Origin of the sequence: Micromonospora sp. NPDC048835, from assembly GCF_040649995.1 — a bacterium.
GTDB lineage: Bacteria > Actinomycetota > Actinomycetes > Mycobacteriales > Micromonosporaceae > Micromonospora.
This window is the reverse complement of record NZ_JBEZGM010000049.1, coordinates 1-19,444: the sequence shown is the minus strand read 5'-3', so window position 1 is coordinate 19,444 and position 19,444 is coordinate 1. Positions and strand designations below refer to the sequence as shown.

17 protein-coding genes and 1 pseudogene are annotated in these 19,444 nt (G+C 71.2%); 8 read left to right on the top strand and 10 right to left on the bottom strand.

Going from position 1 to position 19,444, the window contains the following annotated elements:
- Positions 1 to 41: 41 nt before the first annotated feature.
- Positions 42 to 197 (top strand): annotated as a pseudogene (locus AB0C15_RS31255) (DJ-1/PfpI family protein); the annotation flags it as partial.
- A gap of 198 nt (positions 198 to 395) precedes the next feature.
- Positions 396 to 2,072, top strand: a complete 1,677-nt coding sequence (locus AB0C15_RS31250) for an MDR family MFS transporter (protein ID WP_357358092.1) — start codon at positions 396 to 398, stop codon at positions 2,070 to 2,072.
- A gap of 54 nt (positions 2,073 to 2,126) precedes the next feature.
- Here AB0C15_RS31250 and AB0C15_RS31245 read toward each other — a convergent pair whose 3' ends face one another.
- The gene (locus AB0C15_RS31245; protein WP_357358090.1) at positions 2,127 to 2,759 is read right to left on the bottom strand and encodes a TetR/AcrR family transcriptional regulator; all 633 of its coding nucleotides are present in this window, start codon (positions 2,757 to 2,759) and stop codon (positions 2,127 to 2,129) included.
- A gap of 125 nt (positions 2,760 to 2,884) precedes the next feature.
- On the opposite strand from AB0C15_RS31245, the gene AB0C15_RS31240 reads away from it, so the two are divergent.
- Positions 2,885 to 3,919, top strand: coding sequence for an aldo/keto reductase (locus AB0C15_RS31240; RefSeq protein ID WP_357358088.1), 1,035 nt, complete (start codon positions 2,885 to 2,887; stop codon positions 3,917 to 3,919).
- 15 nt (positions 3,920 to 3,934) lie between these two features.
- On the opposite strand, the gene AB0C15_RS31235 is transcribed toward AB0C15_RS31240, so the two are convergent.
- Positions 3,935 to 4,426 (bottom strand): NUDIX domain-containing protein, encoded by a 492-nt coding sequence (locus AB0C15_RS31235; protein WP_357358086.1) that lies wholly within the window; start codon positions 4,424 to 4,426, stop codon positions 3,935 to 3,937.
- A gap of 71 nt (positions 4,427 to 4,497) precedes the next feature.
- Between AB0C15_RS31235 and AB0C15_RS31230 the strand changes: the two genes are divergently transcribed.
- Complete coding sequence (locus AB0C15_RS31230; protein WP_357358117.1) at positions 4,498 to 6,132, top strand: fatty acid--CoA ligase; 1,635 nt, start codon at positions 4,498 to 4,500, stop codon at positions 6,130 to 6,132.
- A gap of 187 nt (positions 6,133 to 6,319) precedes the next feature.
- Here the strand turns inward: AB0C15_RS31230 and AB0C15_RS31225 are convergent, their stop codons facing one another.
- The 6 genes from AB0C15_RS31225 to AB0C15_RS31200 form a co-directional block, all read right to left on the bottom strand.
- Positions 6,320 to 7,330 (bottom strand): NADPH:quinone reductase, encoded by a 1,011-nt coding sequence (locus AB0C15_RS31225; protein WP_357358084.1) that lies wholly within the window; start codon positions 7,328 to 7,330, stop codon positions 6,320 to 6,322.
- 28 nt (positions 7,331 to 7,358) lie between these two features.
- Entirely contained in the window at positions 7,359 to 8,012 is a 654-nt protein-coding gene (locus AB0C15_RS31220; RefSeq protein ID WP_357358082.1) for an HAD family phosphatase, read from the bottom strand.
- Positions 8,013 to 8,044: 32 nt separating this feature from the next.
- A complete protein-coding gene (locus AB0C15_RS31215) occupies positions 8,045 to 8,872 on the bottom strand; it encodes a hypothetical protein (RefSeq protein ID WP_357358115.1) in 828 nt (275 codons plus the stop codon).
- Between the two features lie 191 nt (positions 8,873 to 9,063).
- Positions 9,064 to 9,744 carry an FKBP-type peptidyl-prolyl cis-trans isomerase gene (locus AB0C15_RS31210; protein WP_357358080.1) on the bottom strand — a complete coding sequence of 227 codons (681 nt, stop codon included), beginning with the start codon at positions 9,742 to 9,744 and terminating at the stop codon, positions 9,064 to 9,066.
- A gap of 146 nt (positions 9,745 to 9,890) precedes the next feature.
- Complete coding sequence (locus AB0C15_RS31205; RefSeq protein WP_357358078.1) at positions 9,891 to 10,529, bottom strand: DUF4241 domain-containing protein; 639 nt, start codon at positions 10,527 to 10,529, stop codon at positions 9,891 to 9,893.
- A gap of 75 nt (positions 10,530 to 10,604) precedes the next feature.
- Entirely contained in the window at positions 10,605 to 11,633 is a 1,029-nt protein-coding gene (locus AB0C15_RS31200) for a Ku protein (RefSeq protein WP_357358076.1), read from the bottom strand.
- 85 nt (positions 11,634 to 11,718) lie between these two features.
- Between AB0C15_RS31200 and ligD (AB0C15_RS31195) the strand changes: the two genes are divergently transcribed.
- Together ligD (AB0C15_RS31195) and ligD (AB0C15_RS31190) are read left to right on the top strand one after the other, a co-directional pair.
- Complete coding sequence (gene ligD, locus AB0C15_RS31195) at positions 11,719 to 12,660, top strand: non-homologous end-joining DNA ligase (protein WP_357358074.1); 942 nt, start codon at positions 11,719 to 11,721, stop codon at positions 12,658 to 12,660.
- Positions 12,650 to 13,561, top strand: coding sequence for a non-homologous end-joining DNA ligase (gene ligD / locus AB0C15_RS31190; protein WP_357358071.1), 912 nt, complete (start codon positions 12,650 to 12,652; stop codon positions 13,559 to 13,561). The genes ligD (AB0C15_RS31195) and ligD (AB0C15_RS31190) overlap by 11 nt, the downstream gene beginning before the upstream one ends.
- A 317-nt stretch (positions 13,562 to 13,878) precedes the next feature.
- Here the strand turns inward: ligD (AB0C15_RS31190) and AB0C15_RS31185 are convergent, their stop codons facing one another.
- Both AB0C15_RS31185 and AB0C15_RS31180 read right to left on the bottom strand, forming a co-directional pair.
- Positions 13,879 to 16,185 (bottom strand): esterase-like activity of phytase family protein, encoded by a 2,307-nt coding sequence (locus AB0C15_RS31185; protein WP_357358069.1) that lies wholly within the window; start codon positions 16,183 to 16,185, stop codon positions 13,879 to 13,881.
- 54 nt (positions 16,186 to 16,239) lie between these two features.
- Complete coding sequence (locus AB0C15_RS31180) at positions 16,240 to 17,316, bottom strand: hypothetical protein (RefSeq protein WP_357358067.1); 1,077 nt, start codon at positions 17,314 to 17,316, stop codon at positions 16,240 to 16,242.
- Positions 17,317 to 17,457: 141 nt separating this feature from the next.
- Between AB0C15_RS31180 and AB0C15_RS31175 the strand changes: the two genes are divergently transcribed.
- Positions 17,458 to 18,210: a TIGR03089 family protein gene (locus tag AB0C15_RS31175; protein WP_357358065.1), complete on the top strand. Its 753-nt coding sequence runs from the start codon at positions 17,458 to 17,460 to the stop codon at positions 18,208 to 18,210.
- Between the two features lie 430 nt (positions 18,211 to 18,640).
- Positions 18,641 to 19,315, top strand: a complete 675-nt coding sequence (locus AB0C15_RS31170) for a hypothetical protein (protein ID WP_357358063.1) — start codon at positions 18,641 to 18,643, stop codon at positions 19,313 to 19,315.
- The last annotated feature ends 129 nt before the right edge of the window (positions 19,316 to 19,444 follow it).

Here is a 19,444-nt window from a genome sequence, read left to right as displayed (position 1 = left end):
CGGGAAGGGGATTGGGGTACCCGGAGAGGAGTTGCATCGAGATGGCAACGACATTGCAGGGCAAGCGGATCGCCTTCCTGGCCGCCGACGGTGTCGAGGAGGTCGAGTACGTCCAGCCACGTGAGGCGGTCGAGAACGCCGGAGCGACGGCCGAGTTGGTGTCGCTGAAGCCCGGTTCCATCCAGTCCTTCAACCACCGCAAACCCGACGACCTGCCCGCCTTCTGCCAGCAGATCACCAAAACCTTCACCACCACCCCCTGACCCCCGCCCCTCTCCGTTGATCATGAAGTTGTTGTCACGACACGCCGTGCGTGGTGGCAACAACTTCATGATCAACGCCATCGGGTTGGGTGGTTCGGCGCATGTTCTCCGGCTGTCGGGATAGAAGGGCACATGACCACCGAAGCTTCCGACGCACCGGTGCTGAATCGTCAGCAGATCCGGCTGCTCATGTTGGGCCTGATGACCGGCATGTTGCTTGCCGCGCTGGACCAGACGATCGTCGGTACGGCACTGCCGACGATCGTGGGCGAGTTGGGCGGTATCAACCACTACTCCTGGGTGGTGACCGCGTACCTGCTTGCCTCGACCGCCTCCACACCGCTCTACGGCAAGATGGCCGACCTGTACGGGCGTCGACCGGTCTTCCTCTTCTCGATCGGCACGTTCCTGGTCGGTTCGTTGCTGGCCGGGTTGTCGCAGAACATGACCCAGCTGATCGTCACCCGGGGCATCCAGGGTCTCGGTGCCGGTGGTCTGTTGACGCTCGCGTTCACCATCATCTCGGACGTGGTGTCTCCCCGGGAACGTGGTAAGTACCAGGGCCTCTTCGGCGCGGTCTTCGGGATCTCGTCGGTCGCCGGGCCGCTGGTCGGTGGTTACTTCGCGGAGACCGACTGGCGGTGGATCTTCTACATCAACGTGCCGCTGGCGATCCTGGCGATCGTCGTCTGTTACCACGTGATGCGGCTGATCCCGTTCGAACGTCGGGACCACGCGATCGACTGGCTCGGCGCCGGCCTGCTGGTGGCCGGGGTGAGTGCCCTGCTGCTCGCGCTGAGCTGGGGCGGCAACGAGTACGCGTGGGGCTCCGGCGTGATCATCACGCTCTTCGTCGTCGGCGCGGTGCTCGGGGTGCTCTTCGTCCTGCAGGAGGCCCGGGTGGCCGAGCCGATCCTGCCGCTGCGGCTGTTCAAGAGCGCCACCTTCGCGCTTGCCAACTCCGCCCTGCTCATCATCGGTCTGGTGATGTTCGGCTCGATCATCTTCATCCCGCTCTACCTGCAGATCGTGAAGGGCGCCTCGCCGACCCGCAGCGGTCTGCTGATGCTGCCGATGATGGCTGGCATCATCATCACCTCGATCCTGACCGGCCGTGCGATGACCCGGATCGGGCGGTACAAGTGGTTCCCGGTGGCCGGCTCGGTGACCCTCCTGGCCGGTATGTTCCTGTTCACCCAGTTGGAGGTGGCCACCTCACTGTGGGTGGCGTTCGGCTTCATGGTGGTGATCGGCGTCGGGCTGGGCCTGTGCATGCAGTCGCTGATCCTGGCGGTACAGAACGCGGTGTCCGTACGCGACCTGGGCGCCGGCACCTCCTCGGCGACCTTCTTCCGGTCGCTCGGGGGTTCGTTCGGGGTGGCGATCCTCGGCACGGTGCTCTCGTCCCGGCTGACCGGCGGGCTCGCCGACCGGTTGCCCGGTGCGATCGCGCAGCTTCCGCCGCAGGAGCAGGCCGCCGTGGCGGCGAGCGGTGGTGCCAACATCTCGATCAACGACCCGGCCACCATCCTGGCCCTGCCGGGGCCGGTACGCGCGGCAATCCAGGGTGCCTTCGTGGACGCGCTGGACATGGTCTTCCTGACCGCCGGCCTGATCGCGATCGTGGCGGTGCTGGTCACCCTGATGCTGCCCAACACCCAGTTGCGGGGCGCCGGCCCGCAGGGTGCCACCGGTGGGGCGGACCCGCTCGGCGGTGAGGCCCCGGCACCTGGTGGTAAGCCGCTGACCCGGGAGTCGAAGGAGGAGGCCGCCGCCGACATGGAGGCCAAGTCCCAGACGATGATCTGAGGCCCCGACCTGACCGCTCGCGAGGCGGTCGGCGTCAGGCCGGGCCCTCGGCGGTCAGGCGGGTCGGCGGTAGGCGCCGTACCACCAGGTCGCGGCCAGCTCCCGGGCGGCTGCCGCGTCGGTGTCGGGGTCGGCCGAGGTGGTGCTGACGTGGTCGGCCAGGAAGCGGTCGCCGCCGATCACGATCAACCGGCTGGCCGTGGTCACGTCCAGGTCGGCGGGGGTACGCCCGGCCTGCTGCTCGACGCGGAGCAGCTCCGCGGTGCGGGTCACGAACTGCTCCAGCCCGGCCGCCCAGTACTCCCGGACCGCCTCGTCGTAGGCGGCGACCTCACTCACCGCGGCCAGCACCGGGGCGTACGTCCGGTAGATCCGGATCACGTCGGCGAAGACCTCGGTCAACTGCGCGAGCGGGTCGCCGGGGCCGCCCGGGTTCCATTCGCCGGTGCGGTCGAACGAGCTCTCCCGCATGGTGCCGGCCAGGCGCATGAGCAGCTCGGTCTTGTCCCGGAAGTGGGTGTAGAAGGTCGAGCGGGCCACGCCGGCCTCGGCGGCGATCCGCTGCACGCCGAGGTCGGTGAAGCGGGTCCCCTGCTTCAGGAGCCGCTCGGTGGCCGCCAGCACCCGCGCTTCGACGGCCGCGCGTCCGTCGGGGTTGCGTGGGCGGCGACGGGTGATCGAGGGCATAGCCGGAATCCTAGGTGGCCGGGGGCGGGTCGGGCGACGTACGCTCGTCGCCGGACACAGTGTCCGACATAGTGACCACGGAGTGCCTGACCTCGGCCTCCGACCCAACACGAGGAGCAACACACGTGAAGTACCGACTGCTGGGCAACACCGGGGTGTACGTCTCGGAGATCTCGCTCGGCGCGATGACCTTCGGCGGCAACGGGCACCCGCTCTGGGGCACCCTCGGCGGCTTGGCGCTGCCCGAGGCGCAACGGATGGTCGACACCGCGCTTGACGCGGGCGTCAACTTCGTCGACACCGCCGACGGCTACAGCGACGGCGAGAGCGAGGAACTGCTCGGCAAGGCGCTCGGCAAGCGGCGTCGCGACGTCGTGCTGGCCACCAAGGTGCACTCCCGAACCGGCCCCGGCCCGAACGACGTCGGTACCTCCCGGCTGCACATCATGCAGAACCTGGAAGACAGCCTGCGCCGGCTGGGCACCGACCACATCGACCTTTACCAGATCCACAACTTCGACCACATCACTCCGATGGAGGAGATGCTGCGCGCGCTCGACGACGCGGTCCGGCAGGGCAAGGTCCGCTACATCGGCGCTGCCAACTTCGCCGCCTGGCAGATCTCCAAGGCGCTCGGCATCTCCGCCCGGGAGAAGCTGGCCGGGTTCGTCTCGGTGCAGGAGTACTACTCGCTGCTGGGCCGGGACGTCGAACGCGACGTCGTGCCGATGGCGCTCAACGAGGGCGTCGGGGTGACCGTCTGGAGCCCGCTCGCCGGTGGTTTCCTCTCCGGCAAGGTCGGCCGGGACGGTACCGTCGCCGACAGCGGCGCGCGCAGCGCCCAGCCCGGCTACAGCAGCTTCACGCCGTTCGACCCGGAGCACGCCTTCGGCGTGGTCGACGTGCTCAAGGGCGTCGCCGAGCGGCACGACGTCAGCCCGGCCCGGGTCGCCGTCGCCTGGCTGCTGTCCCGACCGGCCGTGACAAGCGTTGTCGTCGGCGCGCGCAAGCTGGACCAGTTGGTCGACAACATCGCCGCCTCCGACCTCACGCTGACCGCGCAGGACCTCACCGAGCTGGACGAGGCCACCAAGCTGCCGGTCGCGTACCCGAACTGGATCCAGGAGGGGTTCTTCGCCGGGATGCGATACCCGCAGTAGTGCGGCGCGGCCGGCCTACTTGAGGATCAGCCGGTTCGTCTGCTCGAAGACGTCCAGGTCGGCCAGGGTCTCGATGACCGAGGTGGAGAGTGGGGCGGGGAACCGGTCGCGGGCGAAGAATCCGGCATCGGTGGTCTCGTCGGTGACCCGGGCCAGCTCCCCGTCCCACTCCTCCACCTTGAACGCCGTCGTGAACACCTGGTACGTGTGGCCGTACATGTTGGTGCTCGTCCGGTCCGGGCCGGTGTAGAGGGCGAACGCGCAGACCCGCAGCGCCCGCAGCCCGGTCTCCTCGCGGACCTCGCGGACCGCACAGTCGGCGATCGACTCGCCCAGCTCCATCGCGCCGGCCGGCATGGCCCACTGGCCGTTGTCCGAGCGTCTGATCAGCAGGATGCGCCCGGCGTCGTCGTTGACCACCGCGCGGGCGCCGACGAACATCAGCGTCCGATCGCCGGCGATTGCCCGCAACTGCCCCACGTACGAGTCGGCCCAGGAGATGCTCACCTGCGACAACTTACGGGGGTTCCCAACGTGTGACCGCCGACACTAGCTTGTTACCCATGCGTAGCACGATGATGGACGCCCCTCTGCAGATCTCCCGGATCCTCGACCACGGCGCAGGGGTGCACGGCGCCGCCGAGGTGGTCACCTGGACGGGCGCCGAGCCCCGCCGGATGACGTACGCCGAGGTGGGCCGTGCCGCGGCCCGGCTGGCACACGCGCTGCGCGACGAGTGTGGGGTGACCGGCGACGAGCGGGTCGCCACCTTCATGTGGAACAACAACGAGCACCTGGTGGCCTACTTCGCGGTGCCGAGCATGGGCGCGGTGCTGCACACGCTGAACATCAGGCTCTTCCCCGATCAGGTCGTCTACATCGCCAACCACGCCGAGGACCGGGTGGTGCTCGTCGACAGCACGCTCATCCCGCTGCTGGCCCGGGTGATCGGGGAGCTGACCACGGTGCGGCACGTCGTGGTGGTCGGCGGCGGCGACCCGGCGCCGCTGGTGACGGCTGCCGGTGACCGGATCACCGTGCACCACTGGGACGCGTTGCTCGCCGACCGTCCGGACACCTACGACTGGCCGGAGGTGGACGAGCGCGACGCCGCGGCGCTCTGCTACACCTCGGGCACCACCGGCAACCCGAAGGGCGTGGCCTACTCGCACCGCTCGATCTATCTGCACTCGTTGCAGGTGTGCATGCCTGAGGGTTTCGGTCTCGGGCCGACCGACCGGGAGTTGGCGATCGTGCCGATGTTCCACGCCATGTCGTGGGGCCTGCCGTACGCGGCCTTCCTCTCCGGCGCGTCACTGATCATGCCGGACCGGTTCCTCCAGGCCGCGCCGATCGCCGAGATGATCGCCGCCGAGCGGCCCACCCTGGCTGGCGCGGTGCCGACCATCTGGACCGACCTGCTGGCCTACCTGGACGCCCACGACGTGGACACCACCTCGCTCGGTGAGGTGATCGTCGGCGGTTCGGCGTGCCCACCGGCGCTGATGCACGCGTTCGACGAGCGGCACGGCATCGACGTCATCCACGCCTGGGGAATGACCGAGATGTCCCCGCTGGGGTCGGTCTCGCGTCCGCCCGCCGGGGTGACGGGGGAGCAGGCATGGCGCTACCGCTACACGCAGGGGCGGGTGCCGGCGGGCGTGCAGGCGCGGATCGTCGGCCCGTCGGGCGAGCCGATGCCCGCCGACGGCGAGGCCGTGGGCGAGCTGGAGGTCCGTGGGCCGTGGGTGACCGCCAGGTACGTCGGTGACGACGCCCCGGACGAGGAGAAGTTCCGCGACGGCTGGCTGCGTACCGGCGACGTGGGCACCCTCTCGCCGGACGGGTTCATCACGCTCACCGACCGCGCCAAGGACGTGATCAAGTCCGGGGGCGAGTGGATTTCGTCGGTGGAGTTGGAGAACGCGCTGATGGCCCACCCGGCGGTGCTGGAGGCGTGCGTGGTGGGCGTCCCGGACGAGCGCTGGGACGAACGTCCACTGGCCACCGTGGTGGTGCGGGAGGGTGCTTCGGTGACCGCCGAGGAGTTGCGGGACTTCCTGGCCGGGTCGGTGGCGCGGTGGCAGTTGCCTGAGCGCTGGGCGTTCATCGACACGGTGCCGAAGACCAGCGTGGGCAAGTTCGACAAGAAGGTCGTCCGTTCGCGGTACGCCGAGGGTGAGCTGACTGTCCGGGAGCTGACAGCCCCGTAACGTTTTCCCGGGCACTGTCGCCTGTTGGGGCGGGAGTACTCCTGAACGATCCCTCCCCAGGGGCGGCCCCGGCGTTCGCACCGCGCCGGGGCCGCCCGCTCCACGCGGGATGACCCGCACCGTCATTGTTGCGAAAGTTGTTCGCCTTTGTCCTGCTGACGGGGAAATCGGATTGTCAGCGACCCGATCAGACGTCGCTCGTGGTGATCAGCACCTTGCCCACCGCCGAATCCTCCACCGCCCGGTGCGCTGCGGCCGCCTCGGCAAGCGGGTAGCGGTGCAGCGGCAGGCCGGCGTCCGCGCCCACCCCGATGCCACCCTGGCTGGCCGCCGCCGCCACGTCCTTCACGCCCTGCGCCTTGGCCGCCTTCGGCTCCGTGTAGACGAGCACGAACTGCCAGCGCGCGTTCGGCGCCATCATGGCCCGGATCGGGATGCTCACCTCGGCCCCGCCGCTGTCGGCGTACATGCAGACCGCCCCGCCGTGCCGCAGCACCTGCACGTCGGTCGCGGCGTTCCGGGCCGGAGAGACCTCGACGATCGTGTGGACCCCGTCGGGGGCGATCTTGTGGACCTCCTCGACCACGTCCTGCTCCCGATAGTTGATCACAAAGGACGCGCCGGCCGCCGCCGCGAGCTGTGCCTTCTCCGCACTGCTCACCGTGGCGATCACGGTGGCGTCGGCCCAACGGGCGAGCTGGATCGCGGCGTTGCCGACCGCGCCCGCGCCGCCCTGGACCAGCACCGTGTGATCGGCGAGCGCGCCGGCCCGCAGCGTGTCCGGCATGAACTCACCGGCGGTCAGACAGCGGTGCGCGGTGAGGAACGGGATGCCCAGGGCCGCGCCCAGCTCGAACGCGGCGTCGCCGAGGCGTACCGCCTGCCGGACCGGCACCAGCGTGTACTCCGCAGTCGTGCCCCACGGACGCTGCCAGGCGGCCTCCCATACCCACACCCGCTCACCGATCAGATCCGGGTCGACCCCCGCGCCTACCGACTCGACCACCCCCGCGCCGTCCTGCCCGGGAATCTGCCACCCGGCCGGCGCAGAGCTGCGGCGGGACTTCCAGTCGGTCGGGTTCACCCCGGAGACCGCCATCCGCACCAGGACCTCGCCCGCACCCGGCTCCGGCACCGGACGGTCGACCAGCTCCAGCACCGAAGGGTCGCCGACGCGCTCGTACACGATGGCCTTCATCCGTGGTCTCTACCCCGCCCGGTGCGGGTCAACCCCGCTCGTCGACCAGCTCCGGGGTCAGCTCGCCGATCGCGTTCAGCGTCACCACGGCCATCCCCGCGGCATCCGGGTCGAGCGGGTACGCGCCGTGCGGCACCGCCACCACCCGCATCCCGGCCGCCGCGGCGGAGCGCACCCCGTTGGACGAGTCCTCCACCGCCACACAGAGCTTCGGGTCGACGCCGAGGAGTTGGGCCACGTTCAGGTAAACGTCCGGCGCGGGCTTGCCCCGCTCGGTCTGCTCGGTGGAGAGGGTCGCGCCGAACGCGTCGGTCAGGCCGGTCGCGGCCAGCGCCGCCTCGATCAGCCGGGTCGGCGACGAACTGGCCAACCCCAGCGGCCACCGTGCGGCCAGCCGGCGCACCACCTCGTCGGCGCCGTCGATGAGGGGTACGTGGTCCCGGTAGCGTCGGGCCATCTCCTCGACCACCTCGACGGCGACCTGCTCGGCGGTGCGGCCGACCCCCAGCTCGCCGCTGAGGTAGTGGGCCCACTCACCGGTGCTCATCCCCATCAACCGGCGTTGGGTGTCCGGCTGCCACGTCCCGCCGTGCTCGGCCACGTACGCCCGGCGGACCTCCTCCCACACCGGCTCGGAATCCACGATCACGCCGTCCAGGTCGAAGACCACCGCATCAGTCACGGCCCCATCCTGCCCGACCGACGGCCGTCCGGTCAGCCGGGCAGCGCCGGCAGACCGAGCGGGCTGCCCTCGGGAAGCAGGGTGTGGCCGGAGCGGGCGATCGGCTCGAGCAGTTCCCGGAGCCGGTCCGTGTCGGCGGGGCCGAGCGCCTGCCACGGGTGCGCGGCGGCCCGGTCGGTGGCTTCCTCGACGGCCTCGAACCCGGCCCGGGCGTGCTCGGTGGCCGCGCCGTCCCCGGTCAGCCAGCCGCGCTTGGTGAGCCGCTCGCGGGCGGCGTGCCACTGCTCCTCCGACCAGCCCCGGCCGAGCAGGTACTGCGGCGGCGCACCGTCGAGCGCGACCCGCCCGGTCAGCGTCTCCACCGGGTCCAGCCCGGCGGCCACCAGCGCCGCCACGTGCCCGTCCCCCCGGTGCTCGCGCAGGGTGGTGGCGGCCTGCCACAGCCGCGCCAGCGGGTACTCGCCGGCCGGGAGTGCCGCGTTTGCCGCGCCGAGCACCCGGCCGGCGGTCTGCGCCGCCGCAGCGGCCCGCTCGAGCAGGTCGGCGGCCTCCACCAGGTGCGATTCCGGTAGCTCGTAGGTCAGCTCAGCGAGCGCCTGCACGGCGCCGGTCAGGCGGGCGCGTAGCGCCTCCTGCGGGGTGGCCAGCCGCCACACCGCCGGCAGCGCGCGGGCGACCATCGGCGGCGCGAAGTTGAAGAAGGCGGCGACCACCGGGGCCGCCTCGGCGGCGCCAAGCGGCGCGGCCCGGCCGGCGAAGTACCCACGCCAGTAACCGCGCAGCCCCACCGCCTCGTACGCGGCACGGGCCCGGGGGTGCAGATAGGTGACCGCGTGCACCGGCTCGAAGTACGCCCACATCGACCGGGCGGCCCGCCCAGACTCGTCAAGCGCCGTCACATGCACCTCCGCGTCCCCGGTTCCGGAATGCTCACCCCGGGCGGTGAACCGCCCGGGGTGACGCCGAACCTACTGCCGCTGGGTGACGGGCCGGAAGCCCCATGTGAACAACTCCATCGCGTCCCGGCGACAACCGGGACGACCCGGACAGGTCACTGGGCGGCGAGCACGTCCACCACGAACCGCAGCGGACCGGTCGGACGTCCGCCGCCGGCGGCCTCGTCGTTGCCGTACGCCAGCTCGCCCGGGATGTCGAGCTGCACCCGGCTGCCCACGGTCACGCCGACCAGGCCCTGGTCCCAGCCGGGGATGACCTGGCCGACGCCGATCGGGAAGGTGGCCGGCTGCCCGCTCTTCCAGGAGGAGTCGAACTCCTTGCCGTCCTTGTAGAACACCCCCACGTAGTTGGTGGTGATGTTCTGGCCCTTCTTCACCGCCGGACCCGTGCCCTTGATCAGCGGGGTGACCGCGAGCTTCTTGAGGTCGCCCGTGCCCGGCGTCACCGTCGGCTTGGTGCCGAGCGCCGGGTCGGCACCCTCGGGCAACTGCGGAGCGGGGGGTGCGCCGGCCTCGTCGGGCGCCGGGGCGGAGGCGGACGGGGTGCTGTCGGCCTGGGTCTTGGGCTTGTCGTCACCCCCGCCGATGGTCACGAAGACGGCGATCAGCGTCCCGACCACGGCGACAGCGGCGAGGCCGCTGATCCACGCGTTGCGCTTCCGCCTCGCGTCGGCGGCCTTCTTCTCCGCCAACTGGGCGGCCAGGCGGCGCCCCGACTTGGTCGCCGGGCTCTGGTCCTGGCCTGCCGACCGGTTCTGCTGCGTCCGCTCGCTCACGTCGTCGACTCCCTGCTGCGAAGTGTGGCCGGCACCCGGTGCCGGGGGGAAAGCCGACGCACACGGTACCCGCACCGCGGCCTACCGTGCCCGCCGCGGACACCTCGGATCGCCCAACGCGACAGTTCCGAGTCGTTCCCGGGCGGTTATTCCGGTACGACCATGAAGTCGGTCACGAACGAGGTGACCCGGCCGTCGGCGGTCCGACCGATCCAGGTGCCGTAGCAGCCGTCGCCCCAACCGCTCGTCACGATGACGACGTTGGCCCCGCTGGCCTCGTCCAACACGGCGGTGACGAGCCCTGGCACCGGGGACGAGGGCAGCTCGGTCGGGATGAAGACCTCTTCCACCCGGGCCTCGTCCCAGCCCTCCAGGACGGCGAGCGCGGTCGGGTCGGCGAGGGTGCCGACGCCGGCGTCCACCCCGTACCCGAAGTAGTCGTCCGCACCGAGTGTGGCGACGTCCTGGTCACCCGCGACGGCCGGCTCCCAGCGGACCGTCGGCTCGCCTGAGACGACCAGTTCCAACGCGGCGACCCGTCGGTCCACCTCGGCGTCCTCCCGGAGCACCACCGCCACCCAGGCGCGGGCGGGGTGCCGGCCCGGCGGCACGGTGACGGTGAACGGTTCGGCCTCCGGGCAGACCAGCGGGTCACACCCGACCACGCGGCCGGTCGGCAACACGATGTCGCCCACCGGGTGGACCTCGATGAGATATCCGCCGTGCTCGTCGGTGAAGCGGGCGCCGGGCGTCAGCAACCGGTCCAGATCAGGGGTGTACGACATGGGGGCTCCTCCGGGTCGCCAGCGGCCGGCGGAGCCTATCCGGCGCGGCGGACACCGCTGCCGCTGCCGTGCCGGTCAGGCGCTCTTGCGGGGTGCGGTCTTGCGGGCGGCAGTCTTCTTCGCCGGCTCGGCCTTCTTCGCGGGGGTCTTCCTGGCGGTGGTCTTCTTCGCCGGCTCGGCCGCCTTCTTATCGGCTGTCTTCTTTGCCGTGGTCCTCTTCGCGGGGGCCTTCGCGGCCTTCTTCTCCGCCGCCTTCTGGGCGGACCGGGCCGAGGAGATGGGCGTCGGCTCGCCACCACCACCGCCACCGCGGGCGGGCTGCTCTCCGCGAGCCGCCTTGGCGCGCTCCACCGACGCCTTCAGCGCGGCCATCAGGTCGACCGCAGCGGCCGGGGCCTCCTCGACCTCCTCCGGCTGGACGACCTCCCGACCCTCCACCTTGGCGTCGATGACCTCCTGCAGGGCGGCCCGGTAGTCGTCGGTGAAGACGTCCGGCTCGAACTCGCCGGTCATCGAGTCGATCAGGGAACTGGCCATCGCCAGCTCCGGCGGGCGCACCTTCAGGTCCTCGTCGAGGAAGCCGAAGTCCGGGGTACGGATCTCGTCCGGCCAGAGCATGGTGTTGAGCAGCAGCACACCCTCGCGGACCCGCAGCGTGGCCAGTTGCTCCCGTTGGCGCAGCGCCACCTTGACGATGGCCACCCGCTCCGAGTCGATGAGCGCGTCGCGCAGCAGCACGTACGGCTTGGTGGCCGCGCCCTCCGGTTCGAGGAAGTACGCCTTGTTGTAGAGGATCGGGTCGACCTGCTCGGCAGGCACGAACTCCAGCACGTCGATGGCGCGGGAGCTGGTCAGCGGCAGGTCGGCGAAGTCCTCGTCGGTGAGGATGACCATCTCGCCGCCGCCGATGTCGTAGCCCTTGGCGATGTCGTCGTAGGTGACCTCCTCGCCGCAGACCGAGCAGGTGCGCTTGTAGCGGATCCGGCCGCCGTCCTCGCGGTGCACCTGGTGGAACCGAATGTCCTTCTCCTCGGTCGCGGAGTAGAGCTTCACCCCGATCGAGACGAGCCCGAACGACACGGCTCCCTTCCAGATGGCACGCATCCTGCGCTCCCTTCCCCGGTATCGACCATGCTCGCATCCGAAAGAACCGGACGCGAGGTGTTCGGCCTGCTACTACAGTCGGGTCGTGCCCGGCGCGCCGCTCAAGCCGATGCTCGCGATGACCGGGCCGCTCCCGGCGGGTGACGGCTGGGCGTACGAGTTCAAGTGGGACGGCGTGCGGGCCCTGGCCGACATCTCCGGTGGCGGTCAGCACCTGTATGCCCGGTCCGGCGTGGAGATCACCGCCGCGTACCCGGAGTTGGCCACCCTGCCCGAGCAGGTCGACGACGCGCTGCTCGACGGTGAGGTGGTGCTGCTCGGCCAGGGCGGGCAGCCGTCGTTCACCGCGCTCGCCGAGCGGATGCACGTGCGGGACCGGATCAAGGCGGCCCGGCTGGCCGGGGTGATGCCGGTGACCTACATGATCTTCGACCTGCTCCGGCTGAACGGCGACGACCTGACCGGCTGGCCGTACGAGCGCCGCCGGGCGGCCCTGGACGCGCTCGGGCTCGGTGGCCCCCGGTGGGCGGTGCCCCCGGTGTTCGCCGACGGGCCGGCCACCTACGAGGCGGCGGGTGAGCACGGTCTGGAGGGGGTGATGGCCAAGCGGGTCGGGGCCGGCTACCGCCCGGGAGTGCGCTCGCCGGACTGGGTGAAGGTCAAACTGGAGGTGACAGGTGACTTCGTCGTCGGCGGTTGGCGACCGGGTGCGCGCCGGATCGGCGGGCTGCTTGTCGGTGTGCCCGGCCCGGACGGCCGGTTGATCTACCGGGGCCGGGTCGGCGGCGGGATCGGCGCGGCCATCGAGCGGCAGCTCCTCGCCGAGTTGGAGCCGCTGCGGTCCGGCGTGTCGCCGTTCGCACCCGGTGTGCCGCGCGAGGATGCCCGGGGCGCCATCTGGGTAGAACCCCGGGTGGTGGTGGAGGTGAAGTACGGCCAACGCACCCCGGACGGCCGGCTGCGCTTTCCCCGGGTGCTGCGTCTGCGCCCGGACAAGCCGCCGGAGGAGGTCGACGATGCCGGCTGAGCGGCTACGGGTGGACGTCGAGGGCCGCGCGCTGGAGTTGTCCAACCTGGACAAGGTGCTCTACCCGGCGGCCGGCTTCACCAAGGGCGAGGTGATCGACTACTACACCCGGATCTCTCCGGTGCTGCTGCCGCACCTGCGGGACCGACCGGTCACCCGGATCCGCTTCCCCAACGGCGTGGACGACAAGTCGTTCTTCGAGAAGAACACGCCGGCCGCGACCCCGGACTGGGTGCGGGTGGAGAACCTGCCCGCGCCCGGGTCGACGAAGGGCCGGGAGACCATCGACTACGTGGTCGCCGACGACCTGCCCACCCTGGTCTGGCTGGCCAACCTGGCCGCGTTGGAGCTGCACACGCCGCAGTGGAAGGTGGGCGAGCACCCGGACATGATGGTCGTCGACCTGGATCCGGGGCCGCCGGCCGGGCTCGCCGAGTGTTGCCCGGTGGCGGTGCTGATGCGCGACCGGCTCGCCGACGACGGCATCACGTCGTACCCGAAGACCTCCGGCAAGAAGGGCATGCAGCTCTGCTGCCCGATCGCCGGCACCCAGTCGTCGGACGACGTCTCCGCCTACGCCAGGCGGATCGCCCAGGAGTTGGAGCAGGCCCACCCGAAGCTGATCGTGTCGAAGATGGCGAAGAACCTTCGACCGGGCAAGGTCTTCATCGACTGGAGCCAGAACAACGCGGCGAAGACCACCGTGGCGCCGTACTCCCTGCGGGCCCAGTCGGTGCCGTCGGTGTCGACGCCGCTGACCTGGGGCGAGGTCGAGGCCGGCGCCCGTGGCCGGAGACCGGCCGTCCGCCAGTTCACCGCCGCCGAGGTCCTGACCCGGGTCGAGGAGTACGACGACCTGCTCGCCCCGCTGCTCGACGGCGGCCCGGAGCTGCCCCGCTGACTACCCGGCCACGATGGTCGCCCGGATGGTCGAGGAACGGCCGCCCTGACAGAGAGTCACGGCCTCCACTTCCCCGCGGACCCCGCTCAGAGCCTTTGCTTTGCAGACCTATCTGCACCACCCCGATTCAGCTGGGATGTCGTGCCGGCCAACGGTCGAGACGGCGGGAACGTGCCTCACGGCGAGTGCCTGCCGCATATGGATATGCAGAGCAAAGGAGGTGAGTGGGATGGTGGTCGGCCGCCGGGGTCCGCTGACGTGATCGGCCGGCGTCCACCGCGAGGGTGGACGCCGGCCGACGGAGAACGGGCGGTGGGTCAGTTGCGGCCGAAGACCTTTCGGCTGGAGCCGAGTCGCAGCAGCACCGTCTCGCCGGTGGCGTCCTGCACCGCGTCGTTGTCGGTGATCGCGTACACCTCGCCGTTGCCGGCCACGGTCAGACCCTCCAGCTTCTCCTGCGTCCAGCCGTTGCCTGCGCGCAGCGCGGGCAGCACGTCGACGGCGAGCGTCTTCGGCAGCACGGTCAGCGGGCCGGTCGCCGCCGCACCGGGCAGCGGCACCGTGTAGATCCGCTTGACCGTGGCGGCCGGGCCGTTCAGCTTGTCCCGCTCGATGATCGCGAGCCGGTCACCGACCACGCTGATCTCCGACAGGCCCATCCAGTCGCCCGGGACGGTGGTGGCTCCCAACTGGTAGCCGAACCAGCTCCAGGTGCCCGCGGCGACGTCGTAGCGGCCGATCCGGGCGATGCCGGCCGGGTCGGTGCTCAACTCCCGCTGTACGGCCACCCAGACGATCTCCCGGCCCTGTCGGTCGGTGGTGGCGGTGACCCCCTCCAGGCCCTGCTTGCCGAGACCGGCGGCGACCTCGGTGGGCAGCGCGACGGTCTGCCGGGTGATCCCGGCGGCGTCCAGCCGGACCAGCTTGTTCTCCGCGCCCTTGGCGCCTTCGACGGCGAGCCAGAAGCCACCCTGCGGGCGGGCGAAGATGCCCTCCGCGTCGTACCCGGTCGGAGCGCCTGCCGCGTCCCGCACCGGCAGCGCGCCGGTGATCACGGCGGGCGTCCGCTTGGCGTCGATGGCGAGGATGCGGGTCTGGCTGTACGCCGCGTCGGTGACGCTGTAGAGCTGGTCCCGCGTGCCCGGGGCCGCGGTCAACGCGCCGAGCGCACCCCAACCGATCGGTGCACCCGAGGCGTCCGAGGCGGAGACGATGCTCGGGAACGACAGCGTGCCCTTACCGAGCTGGAACAGCGACACCGAGGCCCGGACGTTCACCGACGCGTCGTCCTCCTCGCTGGAGACCGCGAGCAGGCCGCGCGACGGGATGGGCAGCAGCCCTTCCGGCCCGTTCGTGGTCGGCAGGACCTGCCGGAACACCGGGCGGGTGGGGCTGCTCAGGTCGTAGACGGCGACGAAGTTGCTCCGCTCCGAGCCGACGAACGCGTACCGCACGCCGTTGTACTCGGCGACCGCCACGCCCTCCGGTTCGGTGCCCTTCTTGCCGGCCCGGTCCTCGTTGTGCAGCCCGTAGGTGACGGCGAGCCGCTCGAAGGTGTTGCCGGCATCCCAGGCGACGCGTCCGCTGCGGCTGTCGAAGACGGACCAGCCACGGGTGCCGCCGTGCCAGTCGCCCTCGTTCGCGGTGGCGAGGTAGCGGTCGTCGACCCAGGCAACCGCGTCCGGCTCGCGCGGCACGTAGGTGATGCTGCCGGTCAGGTCGATGACGCCGTCCTTCACGGTGTCGATCCCGCTGATCGTGGCGGTGCCCGCGTTGAACACCTTGGTGATCCGGCCGGTGGGCAGGTCGATCAGGGCGACGCCGTTGTTCTCCTGAAGCGTCACTGCCAACTGGTTGCGGCTGTTGATCGAGACGTACTCCGGCTCCGGGTCGGTAGGCGCGGCGAGCCCGGCCTGCGCCAGCGCGGGCAGCGCGGTGCCATCGTCGCCGGTCAGCGCGACCGGCCGGAGCCGCCAACCGGCCGGAGACTTCCCGGTCAGGTCGACGATCTGCACGAAGCCGGCGGGCGCCTGGGGCAGGTCACCCTCCGCGCCACCGGGCGGGGTCGCCTCCTCGTCCCGCTCGTTCTCGATGGCGATCGCCGCGTACCGCTTGTCCTTGCTGATCGCGATCGAGTCGGGCTGACCGCCGAGGGCGAAGCTGGCCACCCGCTTGCGACCGGCCAACTCGATCACGTCGAGCCGACCGGACGGCTCGGTGAAGCTGACACTGGTGTTCACCACCACCAGCACGTACCTCCCGACCACGGCGACCGAGGTCGGCTCGTCCTCGGCGTCGCCGAGCTGGGCCAGGGAGAGCGTGCCGAGGCCACGCGGCCGGTCGGCACGGGAGATGTCCAGGAAACCGATGCGCTTGGCCAGCGCGTCGGTGTGGACCAGGGTGCGACCGTCCTCGCTTACCGCCGAGATCTCGGCGACCGTCGCGGTCGTCGGATCCTCGCCGGCCGGACGGTTCTGGAACACCGGGTACGTGGCGACCCGGTCGAAGGCGAGCGCCGGGCCCGGGTGGCGGTGCGCGCCGGCCGACGCGGGGGTCGCCCCGGTCAGGCTGGCGGCGGCGACACCGGCTGCGGTGAGCGCGGTGAGTGCTCTTCTGAGTGTCAAGGACTTCCTCCGTCATGTCGTACCCGCACGGAGGCTGACACCTGTCGGGGAGCATCAGCTTGCGGCGACGTGAACAGCGGGCGAAGCACGTAGCCGCCACCACGCACCCACGACCAGGGTGAGCGTGACGACGGTGACCGCGATGTCGCCGGCCAGTGCCGCCGCCGGGCTCGCCGCGGAGTACGGCGGCACGAGGTACGCGAACGCCGCGGCGCTGACCACGCTCGCCGAGCCGGCGACGAGCACGTGCCGCTGCCCCCAGCCCACGCCGGACGACCAGTACGAGAGCAGCCCTCCGACGACCGCCGCGATCCCGAGGGCGATGCCCACTCCCGTCCAGCCGGGTGCCAGATCGGTGCCGAAACGAGCGAGGACGATCAGCAGACCCACCCACAGCGGATGCGGTACCCGACGAATGCGGCGTGGCTCCCTTTGCTCTGCTGCCCTCCATGCACCACCGGCCGTGCGGCCCGGGCGCCGCCAGTGCGGCAGGAGGGCCGTCGTAACGAGGGCGAGGACCAGCAACGTCGCGAAGGACAGTTGCAGTGGACTGGCCAGGAAGCCCTTGTCATCGTTGATGTCCGAGAAGATCAGCAGGCTGCCGAGCAGGTAGAGCACGCTGACCACGACGAGGCCGAAACGACCCAGCCACGGCCGCAGCCGCCGCTTCGGCCCGAGGAACGACTCGACGAACACGATCGGCGCGCAGATGGTCAGCACGATGTGGTTGCCCACGTAGTCGAAGGCTTGCCGGAGGCTGAATTCGAGCCCCGGCACCAGCGTCGCCTCGGCGGCGGCCCGGGTGTCGGCGTACTGGGTGTCGTCGAGGAAGTCGGCGTTGAACAGCGACTGGTCGACCAGACCGGCCTGGAACACACCGAACGCGGCGGCGAGCAGCACGATGGTCGGCCAGCTCGCCCCGAGGTGCCGGGCGGTCTCCCGGATGAGGATCGCCGCGCCGCCGTACATCGGGCCCAGGAAGATCAGCACGAGGAGGAAGTCGTCGATGGCGAAGCCACCCCACGAGCACTCCGCCGCCCACGGCGCGAGCAGCAGCAACGCCACCACCGGCAGGAGCCGCCGACGCAGCGGCAGACGGTCAGCGGCGGCGGGATCTTGTCCGGTCGGCATGGGCGCTCCTCGGCGGCGTCTCGGGGGTCACCTGCACCATGCGGGGGTCGCCCGGCCACCCGATACGGCCGACCGACGACGACAGGTGCGACCAAAGTCGGTGAGTACTGTGGTGCCCACGTCGACCCGGGGAGCGTGGAGATGCAGCCAACCGACACGGCCGAGCTGGCGGCCCGGCCCGTCGAGGCCGAGCGTCCGCTGCTCAGCTACCGCGACGAGGCGACCGGGGAGCGCGTCGACCTGACCGCCCAGCAGGTCGGCCAGTGGGCGGCCCGGAGCGCGGGCCTGCTGCGGGACGGCTGCGGACTTGGCCCCGGCAGCCGCGTAGTGGTCCTGCTGCCGCCGCACTGGCGTACCGCCGCGGTGTTGTTGGGCGCCTGGGCCTCCGGCCTGGCGGTGTCGTTCCGACCGCGCGCCACGGCGGGCCTGGCGGTGCTGGAGCCCGGCGGCGACCGGCCGTTCGACGCGGTCCTGGTGACGCCCGAGCGACAGGACGACTGGTTGGAGGACGTGCCGGACGCGACGCACCGCTACCTCGTCGGCACCGGGCCGGGCCGCCTCGCCGACGTGCCGTTGGGTTGGTTGGACTGGTCGGCCGAGGTGCTCCGCCACCCGGACGTCACGCCCGACCACACCGCCATCCAGCCGTCCGATCCGGCCAGCGCGGACGGCACCACCTACGGCCAGTGGGGCGCGCTCGCCCAGGAACTCGCCCGGACGCTGGACCTGCGGGCCGGCGACCGGCTGCTGGTCGACGCGGCCGAGCACGAGCAGCCGCTGAAGTGGTTGCTCGCGCCGCTGTCGGCGGGCGCGTCAGTGGTCATCAGCGCGAACCTCGACCCGGCCCGCCGGGCTGCGGTCGTCGCCGCCGAACAGGTCACCCGGGTCCTCTGACAGTCCCTTAGATCTGCGTCCTCGCCTCTTCGATCTGCCGCGCGACGGCGTGGGCGCCGTGCGCCTGTGCGATGGCGCTCGCCTCGTCGAGGGTCGCGAGCGCGTCCGCGTGGCGGCCCTGGGCAGTGGCGGGCCTTCGCGTGACCGCCGGCCCGGGACCGATGCCGGTCCCGGGCCGGCGCGTTGTCCGGTGATCCACTCGGGTTCCTGGAAGCCGGGGTGTCCTGAGCGCCCCGACACCGCGCCTTCCTGAAACCCGAGTTGACCAAGGTGTCACCCGTCCGGTGGAGGCCACCCGTTCCACACGTTCTCACGTTTGCCCTGCTCCTACGCTTCGCCGGAGGTGGGCGCGGGTAAAGCGTCGGCCACTTTCGACACTGGCGGAGGGTCGATGGCGTCGAGGCGTACACCTCGGGTTGTGGTTTCGGCGGTGGCCGGTGCGCTGTTCGCCCTCGGGGTGGTCGCGCCCGGCCCGGCGGCGGCCCCATTGCCCAGGGCGGACGGCGACGTGGCTCCCGCGCCGGGCGAGCCGCGCCCGCCGCAGTTGCCTGCGGACTTCCAGGGCACCGGCCGGTACGTCGTGCGGGACCTCGGCATCGACGTGCCGTTCACCTGGCAGGGCCGCGACGGCAACAGCCAGATGGTCGCGGGCGGCCCGGACCACCCGATCTGGTTCACCAACCTGATCTACGAGAACACGCTCTACACGCTCACCTACAGGTGGCCGAACATCCCGCTGTTCCCGCCGCGCGCGTGCAGCAAGGTCCCGGGATTCTTCAACCGGCAGATCTTCAACGACAAGCTGAAGACCGCGCGTTTCGTGGGGCCGGAGATCCTGCAGGGAGATCAGGACCGGCACGTCGACCACTGGCGGGTGGGCGTCGTCGGCGGTTCCACAGTGCCTGGCGAGTTCTTCCGGTTCCCGCTCGCGCTCGGCGACATCTACGTCGACAGGCGCGACCCGACCCGGTGGGTGCAGGTGTTGCAGTTCGGCCTGCAGAACCTCTTCGACCCGGAGCTGGACGAGTGGTTCACCTTGGACACCTTCGACCACCGCCCCGGCCAGGTCACCCTCCCCGACCGCTGCCCACCCCCCACGTCCTGACCCGCCCGCCTCGCCGGGTTGATCAAGAGGTTTGCGTCACCGATCGGCCTGTCGGTGACGCAAACCGCTTGATCACCGGGGGGGGTGGGGGTGGGGTGGGGTGGGGGGGGTGGGGGTGGGTTGGGGGGT

Coding starts and splice junctions, on each gene's coding strand:
- AB0C15_RS31205 (WP_357358078.1), bottom strand. CDS start 10,529: ATGTCGTACACCCCTGATCTGGACCGGTTGCTGACGCCCGGCGCCCGC.
- AB0C15_RS31175 (WP_357358065.1), top strand. CDS start 17,458: ATGCAGCCAACCGACACGGCCGAGCTGGCGGCCCGGCCCGTCGAGGCC.
- AB0C15_RS31200 (WP_357358076.1), bottom strand. CDS start 11,633: ATGCGTGCCATCTGGAAGGGAGCCGTGTCGTTCGGGCTCGTCTCGATC.
- AB0C15_RS31215 (WP_357358115.1), bottom strand. CDS start 8,872: ATGTGGGCGTACTTCGAGCCGGTGCACGCGGTCACCTATCTGCACCCC.
- AB0C15_RS31250 (WP_357358092.1), top strand. CDS start 396: ATGACCACCGAAGCTTCCGACGCACCGGTGCTGAATCGTCAGCAGATC.
- AB0C15_RS31180 (WP_357358067.1), bottom strand. CDS start 17,316: ATGCCGACCGGACAAGATCCCGCCGCCGCTGACCGTCTGCCGCTGCGT.
- AB0C15_RS31230 (WP_357358117.1), top strand. CDS start 4,498: ATGGACGCCCCTCTGCAGATCTCCCGGATCCTCGACCACGGCGCAGGG.
- ligD (WP_357358071.1), top strand. CDS start 12,650: ATGCCGGCTGAGCGGCTACGGGTGGACGTCGAGGGCCGCGCGCTGGAG.
- AB0C15_RS31245 (WP_357358090.1), bottom strand. CDS start 2,759: ATGCCCTCGATCACCCGTCGCCGCCCACGCAACCCCGACGGACGCGCG.
- AB0C15_RS31225 (WP_357358084.1), bottom strand. CDS start 7,330: ATGAAGGCCATCGTGTACGAGCGCGTCGGCGACCCTTCGGTGCTGGAG.